The sequence below is a fragment of the Mycobacterium sp. 050134 genome, assembly GCF_036409085.1.
Lineage (GTDB): Bacteria > Actinomycetota > Actinomycetes > Mycobacteriales > Mycobacteriaceae > Mycobacterium.
Genome location: NZ_JAZGLV010000003.1, coordinates 205,738 through 225,047, shown reverse-complemented (window position 1 = coordinate 225,047; position 19,310 = coordinate 205,738). Strand labels below are relative to the sequence as shown.

Here is a 19,310-nt window from a genome sequence, read left to right as displayed (position 1 = left end):
GATGGGTATGGCTACTCCATGACCCGACGCATCGATGACGAGCGATTTCCCGAGTGGCGGCCGTTCCTGGATGCGGCTCGGCGGCGACGACCCGGCGACGGCACGTGGTGTGAGGCATGGACGGTCCGTGACATCGTCGCTCACCAGGCCGGGAACGCCGAGGAGCTCGCGCGAGTGCTGGGAGCGCACCTGGCGGGTGACTCGCTCGACACGCGTGGCTTCGAGGAACGCGAGGGCCCGCTCCGCGATCTCGACGATGCCGGGCTGTGGGACGCACTGCTCGATCGGATGGCCACGCTCAATGAGGTAGCGGAGGCCGCGGAGGCGGCGCCGCCGGACACCGACGTGGGCTGGACCGGCCGGACCATGAAGGTGCCGTGGTTCGCCGAGCACATGCGCGAGGAACTCGTGCTGCACTGCTGGGACATCACCGGCGACAATGCCCAGGTGGGGGAACTGCTGGCTCAGCCGTGGATGACGGCCCACAGCGTCTTCGCGGTGGGCCGACCGTTGCTGGCCACGGGCGCCGGGCTGCTGCGGCCGGGGGAACGAGTCGACGGCCGATTGCGTGTCCCGGACGCCGACGACGTCGTGGTGCGGGCGGATGGCCACGACACCAGCATCGAATTGGCACCCGCCGAGGGCCCGGCGACGATCGAAACCGACGCCGCGGCCCGGGTGCTGTTGCTTTGGGGCCGACGGCCATCGGACCCGTCACGGCTCTACAGCCATGCCGGGTCCGATGCGTTAGGCCTGGTACGCCGCCTGCTCAGCGGCTACTGAGCGTCGCTCAGTAGTTGTTGCAGCTACCCGCCACCGACAGGACGTCGTTGAAGTACGGCGCGGCCTGCGGCATAGCCTGGATCTGCTGCGCCATCTGCGCGCGCTTCGGCGGCGGCGAAGCGAGGAACTGACGCAGGTAGCCCTGAGCCAGCGGCGACGAATTCAGCTGGGCGGCAGCGCCCGGGTCCGTCGCGTTAAGGGCGGCGATCACCTGCCCGTAGTTACAGGTCGTGTTGATCACCGGATCCAGCGGATCGGCCGATGCGATTCCGGCAGCGGCGGTCAATGCGATCGCGGCACCGCCGAACGCGGTAGCCAGTTTGGTCAACGACAGCCTCATGTTGTGGACACCCTTCCCGAACTAATGCACCGTCAAATGAACGGCGACGACATTGCCCAGCGGTTGCCGTCTCTCGTTGAGATTACCAGCCCCCGTGAGGTTTCTCCCTCGAAATCGTTATCGGCAACCCGGCTCCGCGCGTAACAATTCCCAGGTCAAGCGGCTGTTCGCCGTGGGCGAACGGGTCGGGGAATGGGGCCTTCCGGTGGGTTATCGGCCCGAATCGGCCGGCAGTGAAAAGATCGGCGGGCGCCCGCGGCACCGTTCGGCGCCCCGGCCGTCCTCCGGCGGTGCTCCCGGGTCCGCCCGTGCGCCACCGATCGGCTGCGCGAACCGCGCCGCGGGCACCCATATCAGCCGTCGATCCGACCCGCGAGGCAGGTGGTTGACGTGTATGTGCAACGTCTAGTATCAGTAACCAAAGCTTTCTCTGCAGCGGCCGAAACGTCGTGGCCGGCTGAAACGGTGGCCGGCTGAAACAGCCCACAAAGAGCAGTACCTGGAGGAGACGTCTGTGACCTACACAATCGCCGAACCCTGCGTGGACATCAAGGACAAGGCGTGTATTGAGGAGTGCCCGGTCGACTGCATCTACGAAGGCGCCCGGATGCTGTACATCCACCCGGATGAGTGCGTCGACTGCGGCGCCTGCGAGCCGGTCTGCCCCGTCGAGGCGATCTACTACGAAGACGACGTGCCGGAGCAGTGGAGCCAGTACACCCAGATCAATGCCGACTTCTTCGCCGAGCTGGGTTCGCCGGGCGGCGCGGCGAAGGTCGGCCTGACCGAAAACGACCCACAAGTGGTCAAGGACCTGCCGCCGCAGGGCGAAGGCGACTGAGCGGGCCGGTGCCGCACAAGCCCGGGACGCGCGTCCCGCGCGGGCGGGTGTCTGAAACCCTGCCGGAGTTTCCCTGGGACACCCTCGCCGAGGCGAAAGCGTTGGCCCAGGCTCACCCCGGCGGGATCGTCGACCTGTCCGTCGGCACCCCGGTCGACCCGGTGGCGCCGCTGATCCGGGTGGCTTTGTCGGCCGCGAGCTCCGCGCCGGGGTATCCGACGACCGCCGGAACCCCGCGCCTGCGGCAATCGGCGGTCGCGGCGCTGGAGCGCCGCTTCGGGATCACCGGCCTCACCGCGGACGACGTGCTGCCGGTGATCGGCAGCAAGGAGCTGATCGCCTGGCTGCCGACCTTGCTGGGACTGGGCCCGGCCGATGTGGTCGTGGTGCCGGAGCTGGCATACCCCACGTACGACGTCGGCGCGCGGCTGGCGCGGGCCGACGTGCTGCGGGCGGATTCGCTGACACAGCTTGGGCCGCAGGCCCCGGCGCTGGTCTATCTCAACTCGCCGGGCAATCCCACCGGCCGCGTGCTGGGGGTTGACCACCTGCGCAAGGTTGTCGACTGGGCGCGCGACCGCGGCTGCGTCGTCGCATCGGACGAGTGTTACCTGGGCCTGGGCTGGGAGGCCGAGCCGCGGTCGGTGCTGCATCCGTCCGTCTGCGGCGGCGACCATACCGGGTTGCTGGCGATCCACTCGCTGTCGAAGAGCTCCTCGCTGGCGGGGTACCGCGCCGGTTTGGTCGCGGGGGACGCGGATCTGATCGCCGAGCTGCTGGAGGTGCGCAAGCACGCCGGGATGATGGTTCCGGCGCCCATCCAGGCCGCCATGGTGGCCGCGCTCGACGACGACGCCCACGAGCTGGCGCAGCGGGAGCGGTACGAGCGGCGGCGCGCCGCGCTGTTGCCGGCGGTGCGCACCGCCGGCTTCACCGTCGACCATTCGGAGGCCGGCCTCTACCTCTGGGCCACCCGCGACGAGCCCTGCCGTGACACCGTCGCGTGGCTGGCCGCCCGCGGCATCCTGGTGGCGCCCGGCGACTTCTATGGCCCCCGCGGCGGACGGCACGTGCGGGTGGCGCTGACCGCCGACGACGAGCGCATCGCCGCCGCCGTGCAGAGACTCGCCTAAGCCACGCCCGCCTCGCCCGGTGCCCGGGCACCGCGGGCGGCAGAATGCTTCGCAGCGTTAACCCTATTATCCGTGCTCAACCTCGGGTAAGGAATGTGGTCGTGACAACTTCGGCGGGCAAGCCACGCATCCCCCTGGCGTTCGGAGACATCGCCAAGCGCATCCTGCTGGGCAAGCCGCTGATCACCGAGGAGCTCGGCGAGGAGAAGCTGTCCAACCCGGTTGCGCTCGGCGCGCTTTCCCCCGATGCGATCTCCTCCACCGCGTACGGCCCCGAGCAGATCCTCATCGAATTGCTTCCGCACGCCGGACTGGCGGCGTTCCTGTTGTTGCTGCCCGTCACCGGCGTCATCCTCTTGATCCTGGTGCTGGTGACGGCGTCGTATCGGCAGGTCGTCATGGCCTACACCCGGGCGGGCGGTTCCTACATCGTCGCGCGGGACAATTTCGGGCCCCGCGTCGCGCAGGTCGCCGCGGCCGCCCTGTTGATCGACTACGTCGTCACGGTGGCGGTGCAGTCCGCCGCGGGGACCGTCGCGGTCGTGTCCGCCATCCCGGCGCTGGGCCCGCACAGCCTGCAGATCACGGTCGGCGTGGTGCTGTTCATCTGCTATGCGAACCTGCGCGGCCTGCGGGAGGCGGGCTGGCCTTTCGCGTTCGCGACGTACTTCTTCGTCGTCATGGTGGGCCTGACGATCGTCGTCGGTGTCGCGCGGGCGGTGATGGGGGACCTGCCGGTGTACGACGCCGCGCATATGCCCGGGACCGTGCCGGTGCACCGCGCCGACGGGCTGGTGATGGGTGCGACGGTCCTGGTGTTGCTGCGCGCGTTCGCGAACGGTGGTTCGTCGCTGACCGGTGTCGAGGCGATCTCCAACACCGTCGACTATTTCCAGAAACCGCAGGGCCGCAACGCGCGGCTGGTGCTGACCATCATGGCCAGCATCCTCGGCTTCCTGCTGGCAGGGGTCGCATATCTGGCGTACGCCACCCACGCCACCCCGTACCTCAGTGAATATCCGTCCGTCCTGTCGCAGATCTCCCGGGGAGTCTTCGGCGGCGGGGTCATTGGCAACGTCTTCTACATCCTGGTTCAGGCCGCCACCGCCGCGATTCTGTTCACGGGCGCCAACACCAGCTTCAATGGGTTCCCGGCGCTGGCCAGTTTCGTCGCCGAAGACCGCTTCCTGCCGCGGCAACTGACCAAACGCGGCCATCGGCTGGTCTTCTCGAACGGCATCATCACGCTGACCGCGCTGTCCGTGGCCCTCTTGCTAGCCACCGGGGGCTCGGTCAACGCCCTGGTTCCGTTCTATGCGATCGGCGTGTTTACCGGGTTCTCGATGGCCGGCTACGGGATGACCAAGCATCACCTGACGCATCGGGAGGCGGGATGGCGCCGCCGCCTGGCGATCAACCTCTCCGCGGCGATCCTGTCGACGATCGTGGTGGGCATCTTCGCGGTGGCCAAGTTCACCGAGGGCGCGTGGCTCGTCGTCGTCATCTTCCCGCTCCTGGTGTTCGTGCTCACCCGGCTCAACCGCGAATACCGGGCAGAGGCCGCCATTCTCGAGATGTTCCGCACCGACCGTCCGGAGATGGTGAAGTACGCGCGCCACCGCGTGTTTGTCTTCGTCAACTCCCTGGACCTGTCGGTGATTGAAGCGCTGCGGTATGGCCGGGGCCTTCGGGCCGACGAGCTGGTGGCGGTCCATTTCATGGTCGACGCGGCATACGCGGCGCAGCTGCGGAAGCGGTGGGATCACTTCGACCTGGAAACGCCGCTGCGCATCGTCGACTGCCCCGACCGCCGGATCACCCGGGCCGCACAGCTGTTCGTCGCCAAGGCCCGCGACGAGCATCGGGACACCAACGTGACGGTGCTGCTGCCGCGGCGCACGTTCGCGCCGCTGCTGGGCCGGCTGCTGCACGACCGCACCGCGGACAAGATCGCCCGGGCCGTCAGCCTCATCCCCGACGCCGCGGCCACGATCGTCCCCTACGACGTGGAGTCCCGCATCAAGGAGGCCTACCCGAACAGCTTCGAGCAGCGCATCGTCGACGAGATCGACAAGATCAAGGCGTGGGTCTCGAAGGGTGAAGACGACAAAGTGGACGCCTACGAGCACCCGGAACGGCCGCCGTCGGTGATCATGGTGGCGGGCCTGATCTCCGGCCAGCGTGCCACGGTCGAAGGGCGGGTCACCGAGGTCGAGGACGTCGCCGAGGGGAAACGCACCCTTCGACAGGTCACCATCGGCGACAGCAGCGGCGAACTGACGGTCACTTTCCGGCCCAGCCATGGCGGCGCCGACATCCAGCCCGGCCAGCTGCTGCGGATCACCGGCAAGGCGCGCCAAACGGGCAACCGCCCGATGTTCATGGTTGACCCGGCCTATCACGTGATCGAGGACCCCGCGAAGGCGGCCGAGTCCGGGCCGGCGGAGCAGGCCGAGAAGGCCTGACCGTAGCGGAGCTACTCCGCAGCTGACCGTGCATCTCCTCGCAAAGGATCGTTTTCAGCTGCGGTGCAGCGAATCTGCTCGTGCTGCTCATCCCGGCGTGTCGCCGGCGCGACACGGCCACGCAGCGAGCGGCGCCAATTTTTTCGTTGCCGGCCGCTGAATCGGGGCGTATTTTGTGCGGCGTGAGATCGTGCAGGGCACCCGCCGGTGCGGTCATTATCCTCAACGTCGTTGCCCGACATGCATTTTCGGCGTGACGAGGTGGGCGAATGCGACGCGCGGCACCGTGACCGCCGATCCACCCCGGCGGGCGCCGCACGCCAGTTCGGCGTGTCGCTTTCAGTTGTGTTGACAGCAAAGGACTTATCGCCGTTAAGAGATTCCGCCGCCGCGCACGCTTAGGGAACATCCAGCGAACTCGTGGACGGCCCTATCGGCTGGCGTGGATGGCGGCCGCCGGCGGCGTGGCCGACGAGCCGGGCGCCCAGTCGGGTGAAGCGTTTGCCGACGCCGGCGCAGCGGTGTGGAATTCCTCACTCGCAACGCAGTTTTCACGTCACCCTAATCCGCCGGCTCTATGAGTTGCGGTACGTTCGTACCGTCGAGCCGGCGTCTTTGGTCGGTAGGCTGACACCTGCACATCAAACTTCCGAGCCCGGATGCATGCGAGATGGTGCGCGCCGAAGCGCACGGGGCTGCGCTGAGCATTCCCACGGCGGTCGAATGCCCAATACCGTTGGGCGAGAACAGGGGGTCTCCCACATTGCGCGCCGCAAACGCCACACCCGTTGCCGTCATCGGTATGGCCTGCCGACTTCCCGGCGGGATCGATTCCCCGCAACGATTGTGGGAGGCGCTGCTGCGCGGTGACGACTTCGTGGGTGAGATCCCGATCGAGCGGTGGGACGCGGACAAGTTCTACGACCCCGAGCCCGGCGTGCCCGGTCGGTCGGTCACCCGGTGGGGTGCCTTCCTCGACGACGTCGGGGGCTTCGACTGCGACTTCTTCGGCATGACCGAACGTGAGGCGATCGCCATCGACCCGCAGCACCGCCTGTTGCTGGAATCGTCCTGGGACGCCATCGAGCACGCCGGCCTGGATCCGGCCTCGCTGGCCCGGTCGCAGACCGGCGTCTTCGTGGGCCTGACCCATGGCGACTACGAGTTGCTGACCGTCGAGATCGGCGCCGCCGAGGGGCCGTACGGATTCGCCGGAACCAGCCCCAGCCTGGCGTCCGGGCGGGTGGCGTACGCGCTGGGCCTGCACGGTCCGGCCTTCACGGTGGACACGGCCTGCTCGTCGGGGTTGATGGCCGTGCACCAGGCGTGCGGCAGCCTGGACAGCGGCGAGAGCGAGCTGGCCCTGGCCGGCGGCGTCGTCGTGACCCTGGAGCCCCGCAAGTCGATCACCGGCTCGCTGCAGGGCATGCTGTCTCCCACCGGCAAGTGTCACGCCTTCGACGCGGCGGCCGATGGGTTCGTGTCGGGCGAGGGCTGCGTGGTGCTGCTGCTCAAGCGGTTGGCGGACGCGCAACGCGACGGCGATCGCGTCCTTGCGGTCCTGCGCGGCACCGCGGCCAACCAGGACGGGCGCACCGTCAACATCGCGACGCCCTCGGAGACTGCCCAGGTCGCCGTCTACCGGGAGGCGCTCGCGGCCGCGGGTGTGGAGCCCGCGACGGTCGGTCTGGTCGAGGCGCACGGCACCGGCACCCCGGTCGGCGATCCGATCGAGTATGCGAGCCTGGCCGCCGTGTACGGGGCGCAGGGCCCGTGCGCGCTCGGATCGGTGAAGACCAACTTCGGTCACATGCAGTCCACGTCGGGGGCGTTGGGGTTGATGAAGGCCATCCTCGCGCTTCAGCACGGCGTGGTTCCGCAGAACCTGCACTTCACCCGCCTTCCCGACCAGCTGGCCGAGATCAAGACGGAATTGTTTGTGCCACAGGACAACACGCCGTGGCCCACCAACGGCCACCACCCGCGGCGCGCCGCCGTGTCGTCCTACGGGTTGTCCGGCACCAACGTGCACGCCATCCTGGAGCAGGCCCCCGCGGCCGACGAGCCGGCGGCACCGGCCCCCGACGGTCCGTTGCTGTTTCCCGTCTCCGCCACCTCGGCCGAGCAGTTGCGGGTCACCGCCGCTCGGCTCGCGGATTGGGTCGACGGCTTCGACGGCGCCGGTCGCGCGGGCCTAGCCGACCTGGGTTACACGCTGGCGCGGCGCCGCGCGCACCGACCGGTGCGGACGGTCGTGGCGGCGAGTGACGTAGGCGAGCTGAGCAAGGCCCTGCGGGAGGTGGCCGACAGCGACATCCCGTTCGAGCCGGCCGTCGGCCAGGACGACCGTGGACCGGTGTGGGTGTTCTCCGGCCAGGGTTCACAGTGGTCGAAGATGGGCGCCGAGCTGCTGGCCACCGAGCCGGTGTTCGCCGCCACCATCGCCGCGATCGAGCCGGTGGTCGCCAGGGAATCCGGTTTCTCGGTGACCGAGGCGATGTCGGCGCCCGAGACGGTCACCGGGATCGACCGCGTGCAGCCGACCATCTTCGCGATGCAGGTCGCCCTCGCCGAGACGATGAAGTCCTACGGGGTGCGCCCCGGCGCGGTCATCGGGCACTCGCTCGGTGAGTCCGCGGCCGCCGTGGTCGCCGGAGCGCTCTCGCTCGAAGACGGGCTGCGCGTCATCTGCCGGCGGTCCCGGCTGATGAAGCGGATCTCCGGTAGCGGCGCCATGGCGTCGGTGGAACTGCCTGGCCAGCAGGTGCTTTCGGAATTATCCATCCGCGGCGTGTCGGATGTGGTGCTGTCCGTGGTCGCCTCGCCGACATCGACCGTCGTCGGCGGTGACACCCAGATGATCCGGGATCTGGTCGCCGCCTGGCAGGAGCAGGACGTGATGGCCCGCGAGGTGGCCGTGGACGTCGCCTCGCACTCGCCGCAGGTGGACCCCATCCTCGACGAGCTCGTCGAGGCGCTCGCCGACCTCGAGCCCCGGACCCCGGAAGTGCCGTACTACTCGGCGACGCTGTGGAACCCCAAGGAACGGCCCGCGTTCGACGGCGACTACTGGGCGGAAAACCTCCGCTACACCGTGCGATTCGCGGCGGCCGTCCAGGCGGCCCTCAAGGACGGGTTCCGGGTCTTCGGTGAGCTCGCGCCGCGTCCGCTGCTCACCCACGCCGTCGAGCAGAACGCGGCGAGCCTGGACATGCCGATCGCCGCGCTGGCGGCTATGCGGCGCGAACAAGAGCTGCCGGCCGGCCTGCGCGGCTTCGTCGCCGACGTGCACAGCTCCGGGGCCACGGTCGACTTCTCCGTCCAGTACCCCTCCGGTCGCCTGGTGGAGGCGCCGCTGCCCACCTGGACGCACCGCGACCTGTTGCTCAGCCGCGAATCGCTCGACCAGACGCGCGGCGCGGCGGTGCAGACCGTGCACCCCCTGCTCGGTGCCCACGTGCACCTGCACGAGGAACCGGAGCGCCACGTGTGGCAGGGCGAGATCGGCACCGAGGCGCACCCGTGGCTGGCCGATCACCAAATCCACAGCGTTGCCGCCCTTCCCGGCGCCGCGTACTGCGAGATGGCGCTGGCCGCGGCCACCGCGGCCCTCGGCGAACTCTCGGAGGTGCGCGACATCAAGTTCGAGCAGACGCTGCTGCTCGACGACCAGACGCGGGCGTCGTCGGCGGCCACCGTCGCCGCGCCGGGCGTCCTCGACTTCAGCGTCCAGACACACGAGGAGGGCGAACGCATCCGGCGGGCGAGCGCGGTCCTGCACTCCACCGGCCAGGACGACGCGCAGGAGTCGCCGCCGGCGCCGCACGATTTGCAGACGCTGATCGCGGCGCACCCGTCCCGGGTGGACGGCGCGGAACTGCGGAAAGCCTTCGATGCCGTGGGCATTCAGTACGGTCCGGCCTTCTCGGGCCTGGCGGCGACGCGGACGGCCGAGGGCGAGGTCACGACGGTGCTCGCGGAGGTGGCGCTGCCGCCGACGATCCGCTCGCAGCAGATCGCCTACGCCACCCACCCGGCCCTGCTGGACGCGTGCTTCCAGTCGGTCATCGTCCACCCCGAGGTGCAGCGCGCGGGCGCCGGCGGCCTGCTGCTGCCGGTGGGCGTGCGCCGGCTGCGCAACTACCAGTCGACGCGAAACGCGCACTACTGCCTGACCCGGATCACGTCCTCGCGCCCCGGCGAGTGCGTGGCCGACCTGGAGGTGCTGGATCAGGCCGGGACGGTGCTGTTGACCGTCGAGGGTCTGCGCATGGCCGGCGGCGCCTCCGGACACGAGCAGGCGCAGCGGGTGCTCAACGAGCGGCTGCTGACCATCGAATGGGAACCGGGCGACCTGCCGGAAACGCCGGCGAGCGAGCCGGGATCCTGGCTGCTGCTCGACGCGTCCGACGGCGCCGACCCGTTCGCGGCGCGGCTTGTCGAGGCGCTGAAAGCCGTTGGCGCCCAATGCGCGGCGACATCGTTGCCGCCGGGTTCGGTCGACACCGAGCGGCTGCGTTCGCTGCTGTCCGGCGGCGCCGCCGCCGTGAACGGTCACGGCGCGGCCCACGCCGTCTTGAAGGGCCTGACCGGCGTCGCCGTGCTGACGGCGCCACCGGGCGAGGAGGCCGACCGGCTGCGCCGCGGGCGGGACCACGTCTCCCACGTCGTGAGCGTCGCCCGCGAACTCTCCGAGCTGTCCGGCCAGGCGCCTCGGCTCTTCGTCGTGACCAGGGACGCCGCCACGGTCGCCGGCGGCGACATGGCGAACCTGGAGCAGGCCGGCCTGCGCGGCGTGCTCCGGGTGATCGATGCCGAGCATCCGCATTTGGGCGCCACCCAGGTCGACCTCGATACCGCAACCGAAGCCGGTTGTGTCGCCGCGCAATTGGTGAGTGGCTCGGATGAGGACGAGACCGCCTGGCGTGGCGGCGAGTGGTACACGGCTCGGCTGCGGCCCGGCCCGCTGCGGCCGGCCGAACGCCGAACCGCCGTGGTCGCGCACGACCGCGACGGCAGTCGGCTGCGCATCCGGACGCCCGGGGACCTCGAATCCCTCGAATTCACCGCCTTCGACCGGGTGCCGCCCGGGCCGGGGGAGATCGAGGTCGCGGTCACCGCCTCGACCATCAACTTCGCCGACGTCCTCGTCGCCTTCGGCCGGTACCCCACCTTCGAGGGCTTCCAGCAGCAGCTGGGCGGCGACTTCGCCGGCGTGGTGACCGCCGTCGGACCCGACGTCACCGAACACCAGGTCGGCGACCACGTGGGCGGCATGTCCCGGAACGGGTGCTGGGGCACCTTCGTCATCGCCGACGCCCAGCACGCAGCGCCCCTGCCGCCCGGGGTGCCGCTGCGGGACGCGGCCGCGGTGCCGACGGCGTCGGCGACCGCGTGGTACAGCCTGCACGATCTGGCCCGCGTCTCGCCGGACGACAAGGTGCTCGTGCACTCCGGCACCGGCGGCGTCGGGCAGGCCGCGATCGCGATCGCGCGGTCCGCGGGCTGCGAGATCTTCGCCACCGCGGGCAGCCCCGAGCGGCGGCAATTGCTGCGCGACATGGGAATCGAGCGCGTCTACGACTCGCGCAGCACGGACTTCGCCGACGAGATCCGCCGGGACACCGACGGATACGGCGTCGACGTGGTACTCAACTCGCTGCCCGGTGCGGCGCAGCGCGCGGGCATCGACCTCCTGGCCTTCGGTGGGCGCTTCATCGAGCTGGGCAAGCGCGACATCTATCGTGACACCCACCTCGGGCTGTTCCCGTTCCGGCGCAACCTGTCGCTGTTCGCGGTCGACCTGGCTCTACTGACCTACACCCACCCGCGGACCCTGCGGCGCCTGCTGGAAACCGTGTACGAACGCACGGCATCCGGCGAGCTGCCGCTGCCGCAGACGACGCACTACCCGATCCAGGACGCTGCCGCGGCGGTGCGCCTGGTGGCCGGCGCCGGGCACACCGGCAAGGTGGTGCTCGACGTGCCGCAAGCGGGAAGCAGCGTGGCCGTGGTGCCGCCCGAGCAGGTGCGGCCGTTCCGGTCCGACGGCGCCTACATCGTCACCGGCGGCATCGGGGGACTGGGGTTGTTCCTCGCCGGCGAGATGGCCTCGCGCAGCGGCGCGGCCGGCTGTGGGCGGATCGTCCTCAACTCCCGTTCGGCGCCCGATGAGCGCGCGCAGGAGGCCATCGAGCGGTTGCGCGCCGCGGGGGCCGACATCCAGGTGGAGTGCGGTGACATCGCCGACCCGGACACCGCTCGGCGCCTGGTGGAGTGCGCGACCGCTTCGGGGTTGCCGGTGCGCGGAGTGCTGCACGGGGCGGCCGTCGTCGAGGATGCCACGCTCACCAACGTCAGCGACGAGCTGATCGACCGCTGTTGGGCACCAAAGGTTTACGGTGCGTGGAACCTGCACGAGGCCACCGCGGGCCAGCCGCTGGACTGGTTCTGCTCCTTCTCGTCGGCGGCCGCGCTGGTCGGCTCGCCGGGGCAGGGGGCCTACGCCGCGGCGAACAGCTGGCTGGACGGGTTCGCCCACTGGCGGCGGGCGCAGGGGCTGCCGTGCACCGCCATCGCCTGGGGGGCGTGGTCGGAAGTCGGTCGCGCCACCGCCCTGGCCGAAGGCGCCGGCGTGGCGATCAAGCCGGCCGAGGGCTACCGCGCCTTCGAGACGCTGCTGCGCTACGACCGCCCGTATGCCGGCTATGCGCCGATCATGGGGACGCCGTGGCTGACGGCGTTCGCCCAGCGCAGCCGCTTCGCCGAGGGGTTCCGGTCGATGGGTCAGGGCAAACGGGACACGGGCAAGTTCCTCGCCGAACTGAAGGCGCTGCCCCGTGAGGAATGGCCGAGCGCGATCCGCCGGCTGGTGTCCGGTCAGATCAGTCTGCTGTTGCGCCGCTCGATCGATCCGGACCGGCCGCTGTCGGACTACGGGCTGGACTCGCTGGGCAACCTGGAGCTGCGAACGCGCATCGAGACCGAGACGGGTGTGCGCATCAGTCCCACGAAGATCACCACCGTGCGCGGTCTCGCGGACCATTTGTGCGAAGAGTTGGCCGACTTGGAGGCCGCAACGGCGGCGTCCTGATCGCGGCACGCCGTGCTGGCGTGGGGGAATTGGAATTGAGGGAGAGGGACCGTTGCGGGTAGGGCCGTTAGGTGTGGGAACGCTGTTCGATTGGCAACCGGCGGCCGGCAGGACCGTATCGTGGCAACCGACGGCTGCCACGCGCGAGGAGGCGCGTCACGCGCCGGTGAGTTCGGTGCCGGTCAGTTACATGCAGGCACAGCACATTCGGGGGTATGCCGAGCAGAAGGCGAAGGGGCTCGACTACTCCCGCCTGATGATCGTCAGCAGCGACGTGCCCGGACGGTGCGACATTCGCGCGGCGAATTACGTTGTCAACGCTCATGTTCGCCGCCACGACACCTACCGCAGCCGGTTCGAATACACCGGTGACGGGCGGATCATCAGGCGAACGCTGCGAGACGCCGCCGACATCGAGTTCGAACCCGTCGACCACGGCGAGCTGACGCTGGACGAGATCCGGCGGCTCGCGGTGAGCACCCCGGATCCACTGCAGTGGGGGTGCTTTCAATTCGGGATCATCCAGGGCGAGGATCACTTCACGTTTTACGCCAGCGTCGACCACGTCCACGTGGACGCGATGCTGGTCGGCGTGACGCTGATGGAGTTCCACATGATGTACGCCTCGCTGGTCAGCGGTGGGGCGCCGCTGGAATTGCCCGAGGCGGGCAGCTACGACGACTTCTGCGTCCGGCAGCGCGCCTTCACCGACGCGCTGACCGCCGAGTCGCCGCAGGTCCGGTTGTGGCGCCAGTTCGCCGAGGGCAATGGCGGCAGCCTGCCCGAGTTCCCCCTTCCGCTGGGCGACCCGTCGCTGCCGAGCGAATCGGCGATCGTCACCGCGACCATGCTCGACGAGGAGCAGACCGGGCGTTTCGAGTCGGCCTGCACCGCGGCGGGCGCGCGATTCATCGGTGGCGTGCTCGCCTGCTGTGGCCTGGCGGAATACGAACTGACCGGAGCCGCAACGTATTACGGTTTGACGCCGCGCGACACCCGCAAGACGCCGACCGACGCCCTGACCCAGGGTTGGTTCACCGGCCTGATCCCGGTCACGGCGCCCATCGCCGGGTCGTCGTTCGAGGAATCGGCGCGCGCGGCGCAGGCCTCCTTCGACATGGGCGCGGGCCTGGCGGAAGTGCCGTACGACCGGGTGGTGGAATTGGTCCCCACCGTGCACCCGGCGCGGCCGAACTTCCCGGTCGTCAACTTCCTCGACGCGGGTACCGCCCCGCTTTCGGTGTTGCTCACCGCGGAACTGGATGGCCTCAACGTCGGGGTCTACAGCGACAACCGGTACTCCTACCAGCTGTCGATCTACGTGATCCGGGTCGCCCAGGAGACGGCGGTGACGGTGATGTATCCGGATACTCCCGAGGCTCACCAATCGGTTCCGCGGTACCTGTCGGTGCTGCGGTCGGTGTTCCAGAGCGTCGCGGAGAGCGGGCAGTGGCGCAATGTCGCGTAGTCCGGTGCGACCGCCCGAGGCGGAGGTGAACCCATTTTCCGGCGGCTAGGCGAATTCGTCGCGCGTCGGCCGTGGGTGGTGATGGGATGCTGGGCGGCGCTCGCCCTGGTGCTGCCGTTGACCGTGCCGTCGTTGACGGAGATGTCTCAGCGGCACCCCGTGGCCATCCTGCCCGCCGACGCGCCGTCGGCCGTGACGGCGAAGAAGATCAGCCAGGCGTTCCACGAGGCCGGCTCGGAAAACGTCTTGCTGGTGCTGCTTAGCCGCAGCGGGGGAGACAAGCTTCAACCGGGTGACGAGCGGGTGTACCGCACGCTGGTGGACCGGTTGCACCAGGACACCAGGGACGTGGTGATGCTGCAGGACTTCCTGAGCACCCCGCCGCTCAAAGAGCTGCTCGCCAGCAAGGACGGCAAGGCCTGGATCCTGCCGGTCGGCCTGTCCGGCGAGCTGGGCACGCCCCCGTCCTACCGCGCCTACACCGACGTCGCCGGAATCGTGAATCGGACCCTCGGCGGAACGGCCGTGCACGCCAACCTCACCGGGCCCGCGGCCACCGTGGCCGACCTGACCGACGCCGGGACGCACGATCGGGCGTCGATCGAGCTGGCGATCGCCGTCGCGCTGCTGATCATCCTGGCGGTCATCTACCGCAACCCGGTCACGATGTTCCTGCCGCTCATCATGATCGGTGCCTCGCTGTTGACGGCCCAGGCCGTGATCTCCGGCGTTTCCGTGCTGACCGGGATGGCCGTGTCCAACCAGATGATCGTGTTGCTCAGCGCGATGATCGCCGGCGCCGGGACGGACTACGCCGTCTTCCTGATCAGCCGCTACCACGACTACGTCCGCCTCGGCGACGAGCCGGAACGCGCCGTCCGAAAGGCGATGGCGTCCATCGGCAAGGTGATCGCCGCGTCCGCGGGCACGGTGGGAATCACGTTCCTCGGCATGGGTTTCGCCAAGCTCGGCGTGTTCTCCACAGTGGGTTTGTCGCTGGCGATCGCCGTCGGCGTGGCCTTCCTGGCCGCCGTCACCCTGTTGCCCGCCATCCTGATGGTGGCCGGCCCGCGGGGCTGGGTGGGTCCCCGCCGAGACCGCACCGCGGTGTTCTGGCGGCGGACCGCGATCCGGATCGTGCGCCGGCCCGCCACCTACCTGACCGCGAGCCTGGTGGTGTTGCTGGCACTGGCCAGCTGCGCGGCACTGGTCCGCTTCAACTACGACGACCGCAAGCAGTTGCCCGGGTCGGTCGGCAGCTCGGTCGGATACGCCGCCCTGGAACAGCATTTTCCGGTGAACCAAATGATCCCGGAATACCTGCTCGTGCAGTCGCCGCACGACCTGCGCACGCCGCAAGCCCTTGCCGACTTGGAGCAGATGGCGCAGCGGATCAGCCAGGTCCCCGGCATCGCCTCGGTCCGCGGGATCACCCGGCCCACCGGGCAATCGCTCGAGATGGCCAAGGCCACCTATCAGGCCGGTCAGGTCGGCAAGGAGCTCGGCGCGGGCGCCGACCTGATCAACGACCACGACAACGACCTCAACCGGTTGTCTTCGGGCGCAGGCCTGTTGGCCGACAAACTGGGTGACGTGCGGACGCAGGTCAATCAGGCCATCGGGGGCGTGAGCGGTCTGGTCGACGCACTGTCGATGGTCGAGGGCACGTTCGGCGGCGGCAAGACCCTCGGCCAGCTCGACACGGCGGCACAGCTCGTCACCAGCCTGCGGCAGCTCGGCAGTGCAATGCAGCTCTACCTCGGCGGCACCCTGGACCACTTCGACTGGATCGACGACGTGGTCGCCGCGCTGGACACCAGCATGGTCTGCGACAACAGCCAGATGTGCAGCAACGCGCGTGCCCAATTCCACCGGCTGATCACCGCCCGCAACGACGGCACGCTCGCCAAGATCGCCGACCTCTTCAGGCAGCTGCAGTCGGCGCAGTCGACGCAGACCGTGAGCTCGATGGTCAACGGCCTCAACAAGACCCTGCAGAGCGCCGCCGTCTCGCTGCACAACCTGGGGCTCGACAATCCGGGCGCGGCGCGATCGAAGATGGCGATGATGCAAACCGGCGCCAACGACCTCGCCAGCGCCGGCCGCCAGCTGGCCGACGGCGTGCAGCTGCTGGTCGGCCAGGTCAAGAAGATGGGCGTGGGCATGGGCGCGGCGTCATCCTTTCTGATGGCCATGGGCCACGACGCGTCGGCGCCGTCGATGGCCGGATTCAACATCCCGCAGGAGGCGCTGGCCAGCGAGGACTTCAAAAAACTTGCCCAGACGTTCATTTCGCCGGACGGGCACACGGTGCGGTATTTCGTCCAGACCGATCTCAACCCGTTCGGCACCGCGGCGATGGACCAGGTCAACACCGTCCTGAACACCGCCAGGGGGGCGCAACCCAACACGACGCTGGCGGACGCGTCGGTATCGATTTCCGGCTACCCCGCCACCCTGCGCGACACCCGCGACTACTACGACCACGACATCAAGCTGATCGTCGTGGTGACCGTCCTGGTCGTGCTACTGATCCTGACGGTGCTGCTGCGCGCGGTCGTCGCGCCGCTGTACCTGGTGGGATCGGTGATCCTGTCGTTCCTGTCGGCCGTCGGCATCGGGGTGCTGGTGTTCCAGGTGCTCCTCGGACAAGAATTGCATTGGAGCATACCGGGATTGGCGTTCGTCGTGTTGGTTGCCGTTGGTGCGGATTACAACATGCTGCTGGCCTCGCGGCTGCGTGAAGAGTCCCCGTTCGGCGTGCGCTCCGGGGTGATTCGGACCGTGCGTTCCACCGGCGGGGTGATCACGGCGGCCGGCCTGATCTTCGCCGCATCGATGGCCGGTCTGCTGTTCTCCAGCATCGGGACGGTCGTGCAGTCCGGTTTCGTGATCGGTGTGGGGATCCTGGTGGACACCTTCGTGGTACGCAGCATCACGGTGCCCGCCATCGCCGCGTTGCTCGGCCGCGCGAGTTGGTGGCCGGCACGCCCGTGGGAACACCGGCCCGTCGAGGAGCCGGCCGTGAAGCAAACCGTCTTCCAGGCCGTGGCCGACGGCTAGGGCGCGGGGTGTGCTTGTTGGTCGCGGGCGGTTGAGCGTGCCGGGAGTCGGTTTGGCGCAGCCCGCTTCGTGGCCGGGTCGTTGAGTGTGCAGTTACGGCGTTGAGTGCGCATTGAGGGTGCGGTTTCAGCGGTTTTCGCCGCTCTGGATGCACACTGGACGCCGTGGATGCACGCTGAACGGCGGCCGGGCGGCGGCATGGCCGGGAACCGCTGCGAGGTCAGGCGGGCGGTGGCGGCAGAATGGCGCGGATCTTGGCAAAGGCATCCTCGATGGAGTCGCGCATGCCCGGGTCCACGATCGCCAGTGGGTCCATGCCGTTCACCGGGTCGACAGCCGTCGGCCGGTTGAGCGGATTGTCGTTGTGCGAGTAAGCCGCATCGATCTGCGGCTGCAGGAAGGCGTCGATCTGGTCGACCTTCGCGTCGGACCAGCCGAGGTAGCGGAGCGGCAACGTCATCGGGAGGTGGTTGACCGGGATCATGTACGAGGTCTCGGTGGCGCCGCGGGAGTTCACCGTGGTCCGGATGTTCTGCGGGGGCACCTGATCCGGCGTGATGAAGGCAGCCGGGGTGTGCCCGATAGCGGCCCCGAATGCGCAATTGACCAGCGCCAGAAGGTTATCCATCCGATCGGGGAAGTCGGCGAGGCCGTCGTACGCCGCGAACACCCGGTTGGTGTTGTACTGGCTCTCCGGCCGCGCCGGCATCTTGTAGTCGACGATCGGGATGTAGTCGCCGGGCTTGAAGAAGCTCGCGAGGAAGCTCATCCCGAACCCGTTGGTCCCCGACGGGTCGCCAAAGCTGGTGAAGCTCAGCTTGTCCGGCGGCGGCGCGGTCGGGTCGTTGGCGAGCCGGGCGAGTTCGCCGTCGATGCCGAGACCGCCCTGCGACAGCCCCACGGCGGCGGCGGGTTCGGTGCCGTGGCGAACGGCACTGTCCAGGTTGTCGACCGCTATCTTCGCCGCTTTGCCGATGGTGGTCATGTCCCGGGGGCCGGGGGCGATGAAGGTGGGCATCCAGGCGAAGGGCGCTCCCGCGGGATACTCGATCAGCTCGCGCTTGGCGCCCGGGAAGAAGCCCTCACCAGCGCGGTTGGTGTAATAGGTCCAGTTGAACGCGGGCGGTCGCGCGCCGCCGAGGGCGTAGACGACCTTGGCCGTCGAGTCCGCACCCACCGGGGACGGGGGCGCCGGCAGCCAGGGGAAGCCGGGATCACTGGTGGCGACCCTGGGGCCAAACCCGCCTAACGCGCCGACCAGCCACGCGGCGAGGGCTCCCGCGATCAGTCGTTTCACCAAGATCAATCTCTCCGAAGGCTCCGCTGCGGGGCCACGTTGGAACGGTTCGAACTCCACCCTACGGCATGCCGACGACTCCGGCGCGGTGACCGGCGTGGGCCGCAACCTGTGAATGTGCTTGCGGCACTGCGGGCTTCACGGTGGGCAACCATTCACACGGTCGCGACACCCACCGCGAGCAGGGCCGCGCCGACCACCGCCAGCAGCGCGGCAACCTCGAGGCGCCGGCGCGCGCGAATCCACTCGTTGAGCGCCGCCATCGACGAGCGCGTCTTGGCCGGTGCCACCGCGTAGGCGATCAGCGGTATCTCCACGAGGGCGAAGGCCACCACGTTGAACAGCAGCAGCGCGCCGACTTGCGTCATGGCCGCCGCGCCGGACGCCAGGATGACCGCCAGCGCGGCCAGGTAGTCCACCGACGGCAGCGCGATGCCCAGCCCCGCGACGGCGGCCACCCACAGCGACCGCCCGCTCAGCAGGCGCTGAAACAGCGCCGCCAGCCTCCCCGGCCCGCCGTCGCGCACCGCGGAACGGGTGGCCGCCAGGACGGCGGCGACCGCCAGGGCGAGCGCGCCGATCAGCATCTGCACCCTCGGCAGGGTGAAGTAATCGTTGCCCGCCAGCGTGCGGCGGAGACCGAACAGCACCACCAGGCCCACGCTCATGCCCATCGCGAAACCCCCGCACAGAAACGCCGCCAACTGCAGCGACGGCCTGGGCCGGTTGAGCATCAACACCGTCATGCCGATGCGGAACGGTTCCAGGCTCACGGCGATGGCCATCACCAGGATGGTGAGCAACATGGGAGGGACTCTCGCCGGCGG

At 69.3% G+C, this 19,310-nt stretch carries 10 protein-coding genes; 7 read left to right on the top strand and 3 right to left on the bottom strand.

Going from position 1 to position 19,310, the window contains the following annotated elements:
* Positions 1 to 18 precede the first annotated feature (18 nt).
* Positions 19 to 783: a maleylpyruvate isomerase N-terminal domain-containing protein gene (locus SKC42_RS04795; protein WP_330963152.1), complete on the top strand. Its 765-nt coding sequence runs from the start codon at positions 19 to 21 to the stop codon at positions 781 to 783.
* 7 nt (positions 784 to 790) lie between these two features.
* Here SKC42_RS04795 and SKC42_RS04790 read toward each other — a convergent pair whose 3' ends face one another.
* The gene (locus SKC42_RS04790; RefSeq protein WP_085258214.1) at positions 791 to 1,123 is read right to left on the bottom strand and encodes a hemophore-related protein; all 333 of its coding nucleotides are present in this window, start codon (positions 1,121 to 1,123) and stop codon (positions 791 to 793) included.
* 514 nt (positions 1,124 to 1,637) lie between these two features.
* Between SKC42_RS04790 and fdxA the strand changes: the two genes are divergently transcribed.
* The 6 genes from fdxA to SKC42_RS04760 all read left to right on the top strand — a co-directional run bounded on the left by fdxA (position 1,638) and on the right by SKC42_RS04760 (position 17,186).
* Positions 1,638 to 1,964: a ferredoxin gene (gene fdxA, locus SKC42_RS04785; protein ID WP_068132416.1), complete on the top strand. Its 327-nt coding sequence runs from the start codon at positions 1,638 to 1,640 to the stop codon at positions 1,962 to 1,964.
* Between the two features lie 47 nt (positions 1,965 to 2,011).
* Entirely contained in the window at positions 2,012 to 3,097 is a 1,086-nt protein-coding gene (dapC, locus tag SKC42_RS04780; protein WP_330963151.1) for a succinyldiaminopimelate transaminase, read from the top strand.
* 101 nt (positions 3,098 to 3,198) lie between these two features.
* The gene (locus SKC42_RS04775) at positions 3,199 to 5,562 is read left to right on the top strand and encodes an APC family permease (protein ID WP_330963150.1); all 2,364 of its coding nucleotides are present in this window, start codon (positions 3,199 to 3,201) and stop codon (positions 5,560 to 5,562) included.
* A 763-nt stretch (positions 5,563 to 6,325) separates the two neighbouring features.
* A complete protein-coding gene (pks2, locus tag SKC42_RS04770) occupies positions 6,326 to 12,655 on the top strand; it encodes a sulfolipid-1 biosynthesis phthioceranic/hydroxyphthioceranic acid synthase (RefSeq protein WP_330963149.1) in 6,330 nt (2,109 codons plus the stop codon).
* A gap of 52 nt (positions 12,656 to 12,707) precedes the next feature.
* Complete coding sequence (locus tag SKC42_RS04765) at positions 12,708 to 14,123, top strand: condensation domain-containing protein (protein ID WP_330963148.1); 1,416 nt, start codon at positions 12,708 to 12,710, stop codon at positions 14,121 to 14,123.
* Positions 14,124 to 14,198: 75 nt separating this feature from the next.
* On the top strand, positions 14,199 to 17,186 hold the full coding sequence (locus SKC42_RS04760) for an MMPL/RND family transporter (protein WP_330963147.1): 2,988 nt from the start codon (positions 14,199 to 14,201) through the stop codon (positions 17,184 to 17,186).
* A gap of 220 nt (positions 17,187 to 17,406) precedes the next feature.
* Here the strand turns inward: SKC42_RS04760 and SKC42_RS04755 are convergent, their stop codons facing one another.
* Entirely contained in the window at positions 17,407 to 18,483 is a 1,077-nt protein-coding gene (locus SKC42_RS04755) for a PE-PPE domain-containing protein (RefSeq protein WP_330963146.1), read from the bottom strand.
* Between the two features lie 155 nt (positions 18,484 to 18,638).
* Positions 18,639 to 19,289, bottom strand: a complete 651-nt coding sequence (locus SKC42_RS04750; RefSeq protein WP_330963145.1) for a GAP family protein — start codon at positions 19,287 to 19,289, stop codon at positions 18,639 to 18,641.
* Positions 19,290 to 19,310 lie beyond the last annotated feature (21 nt).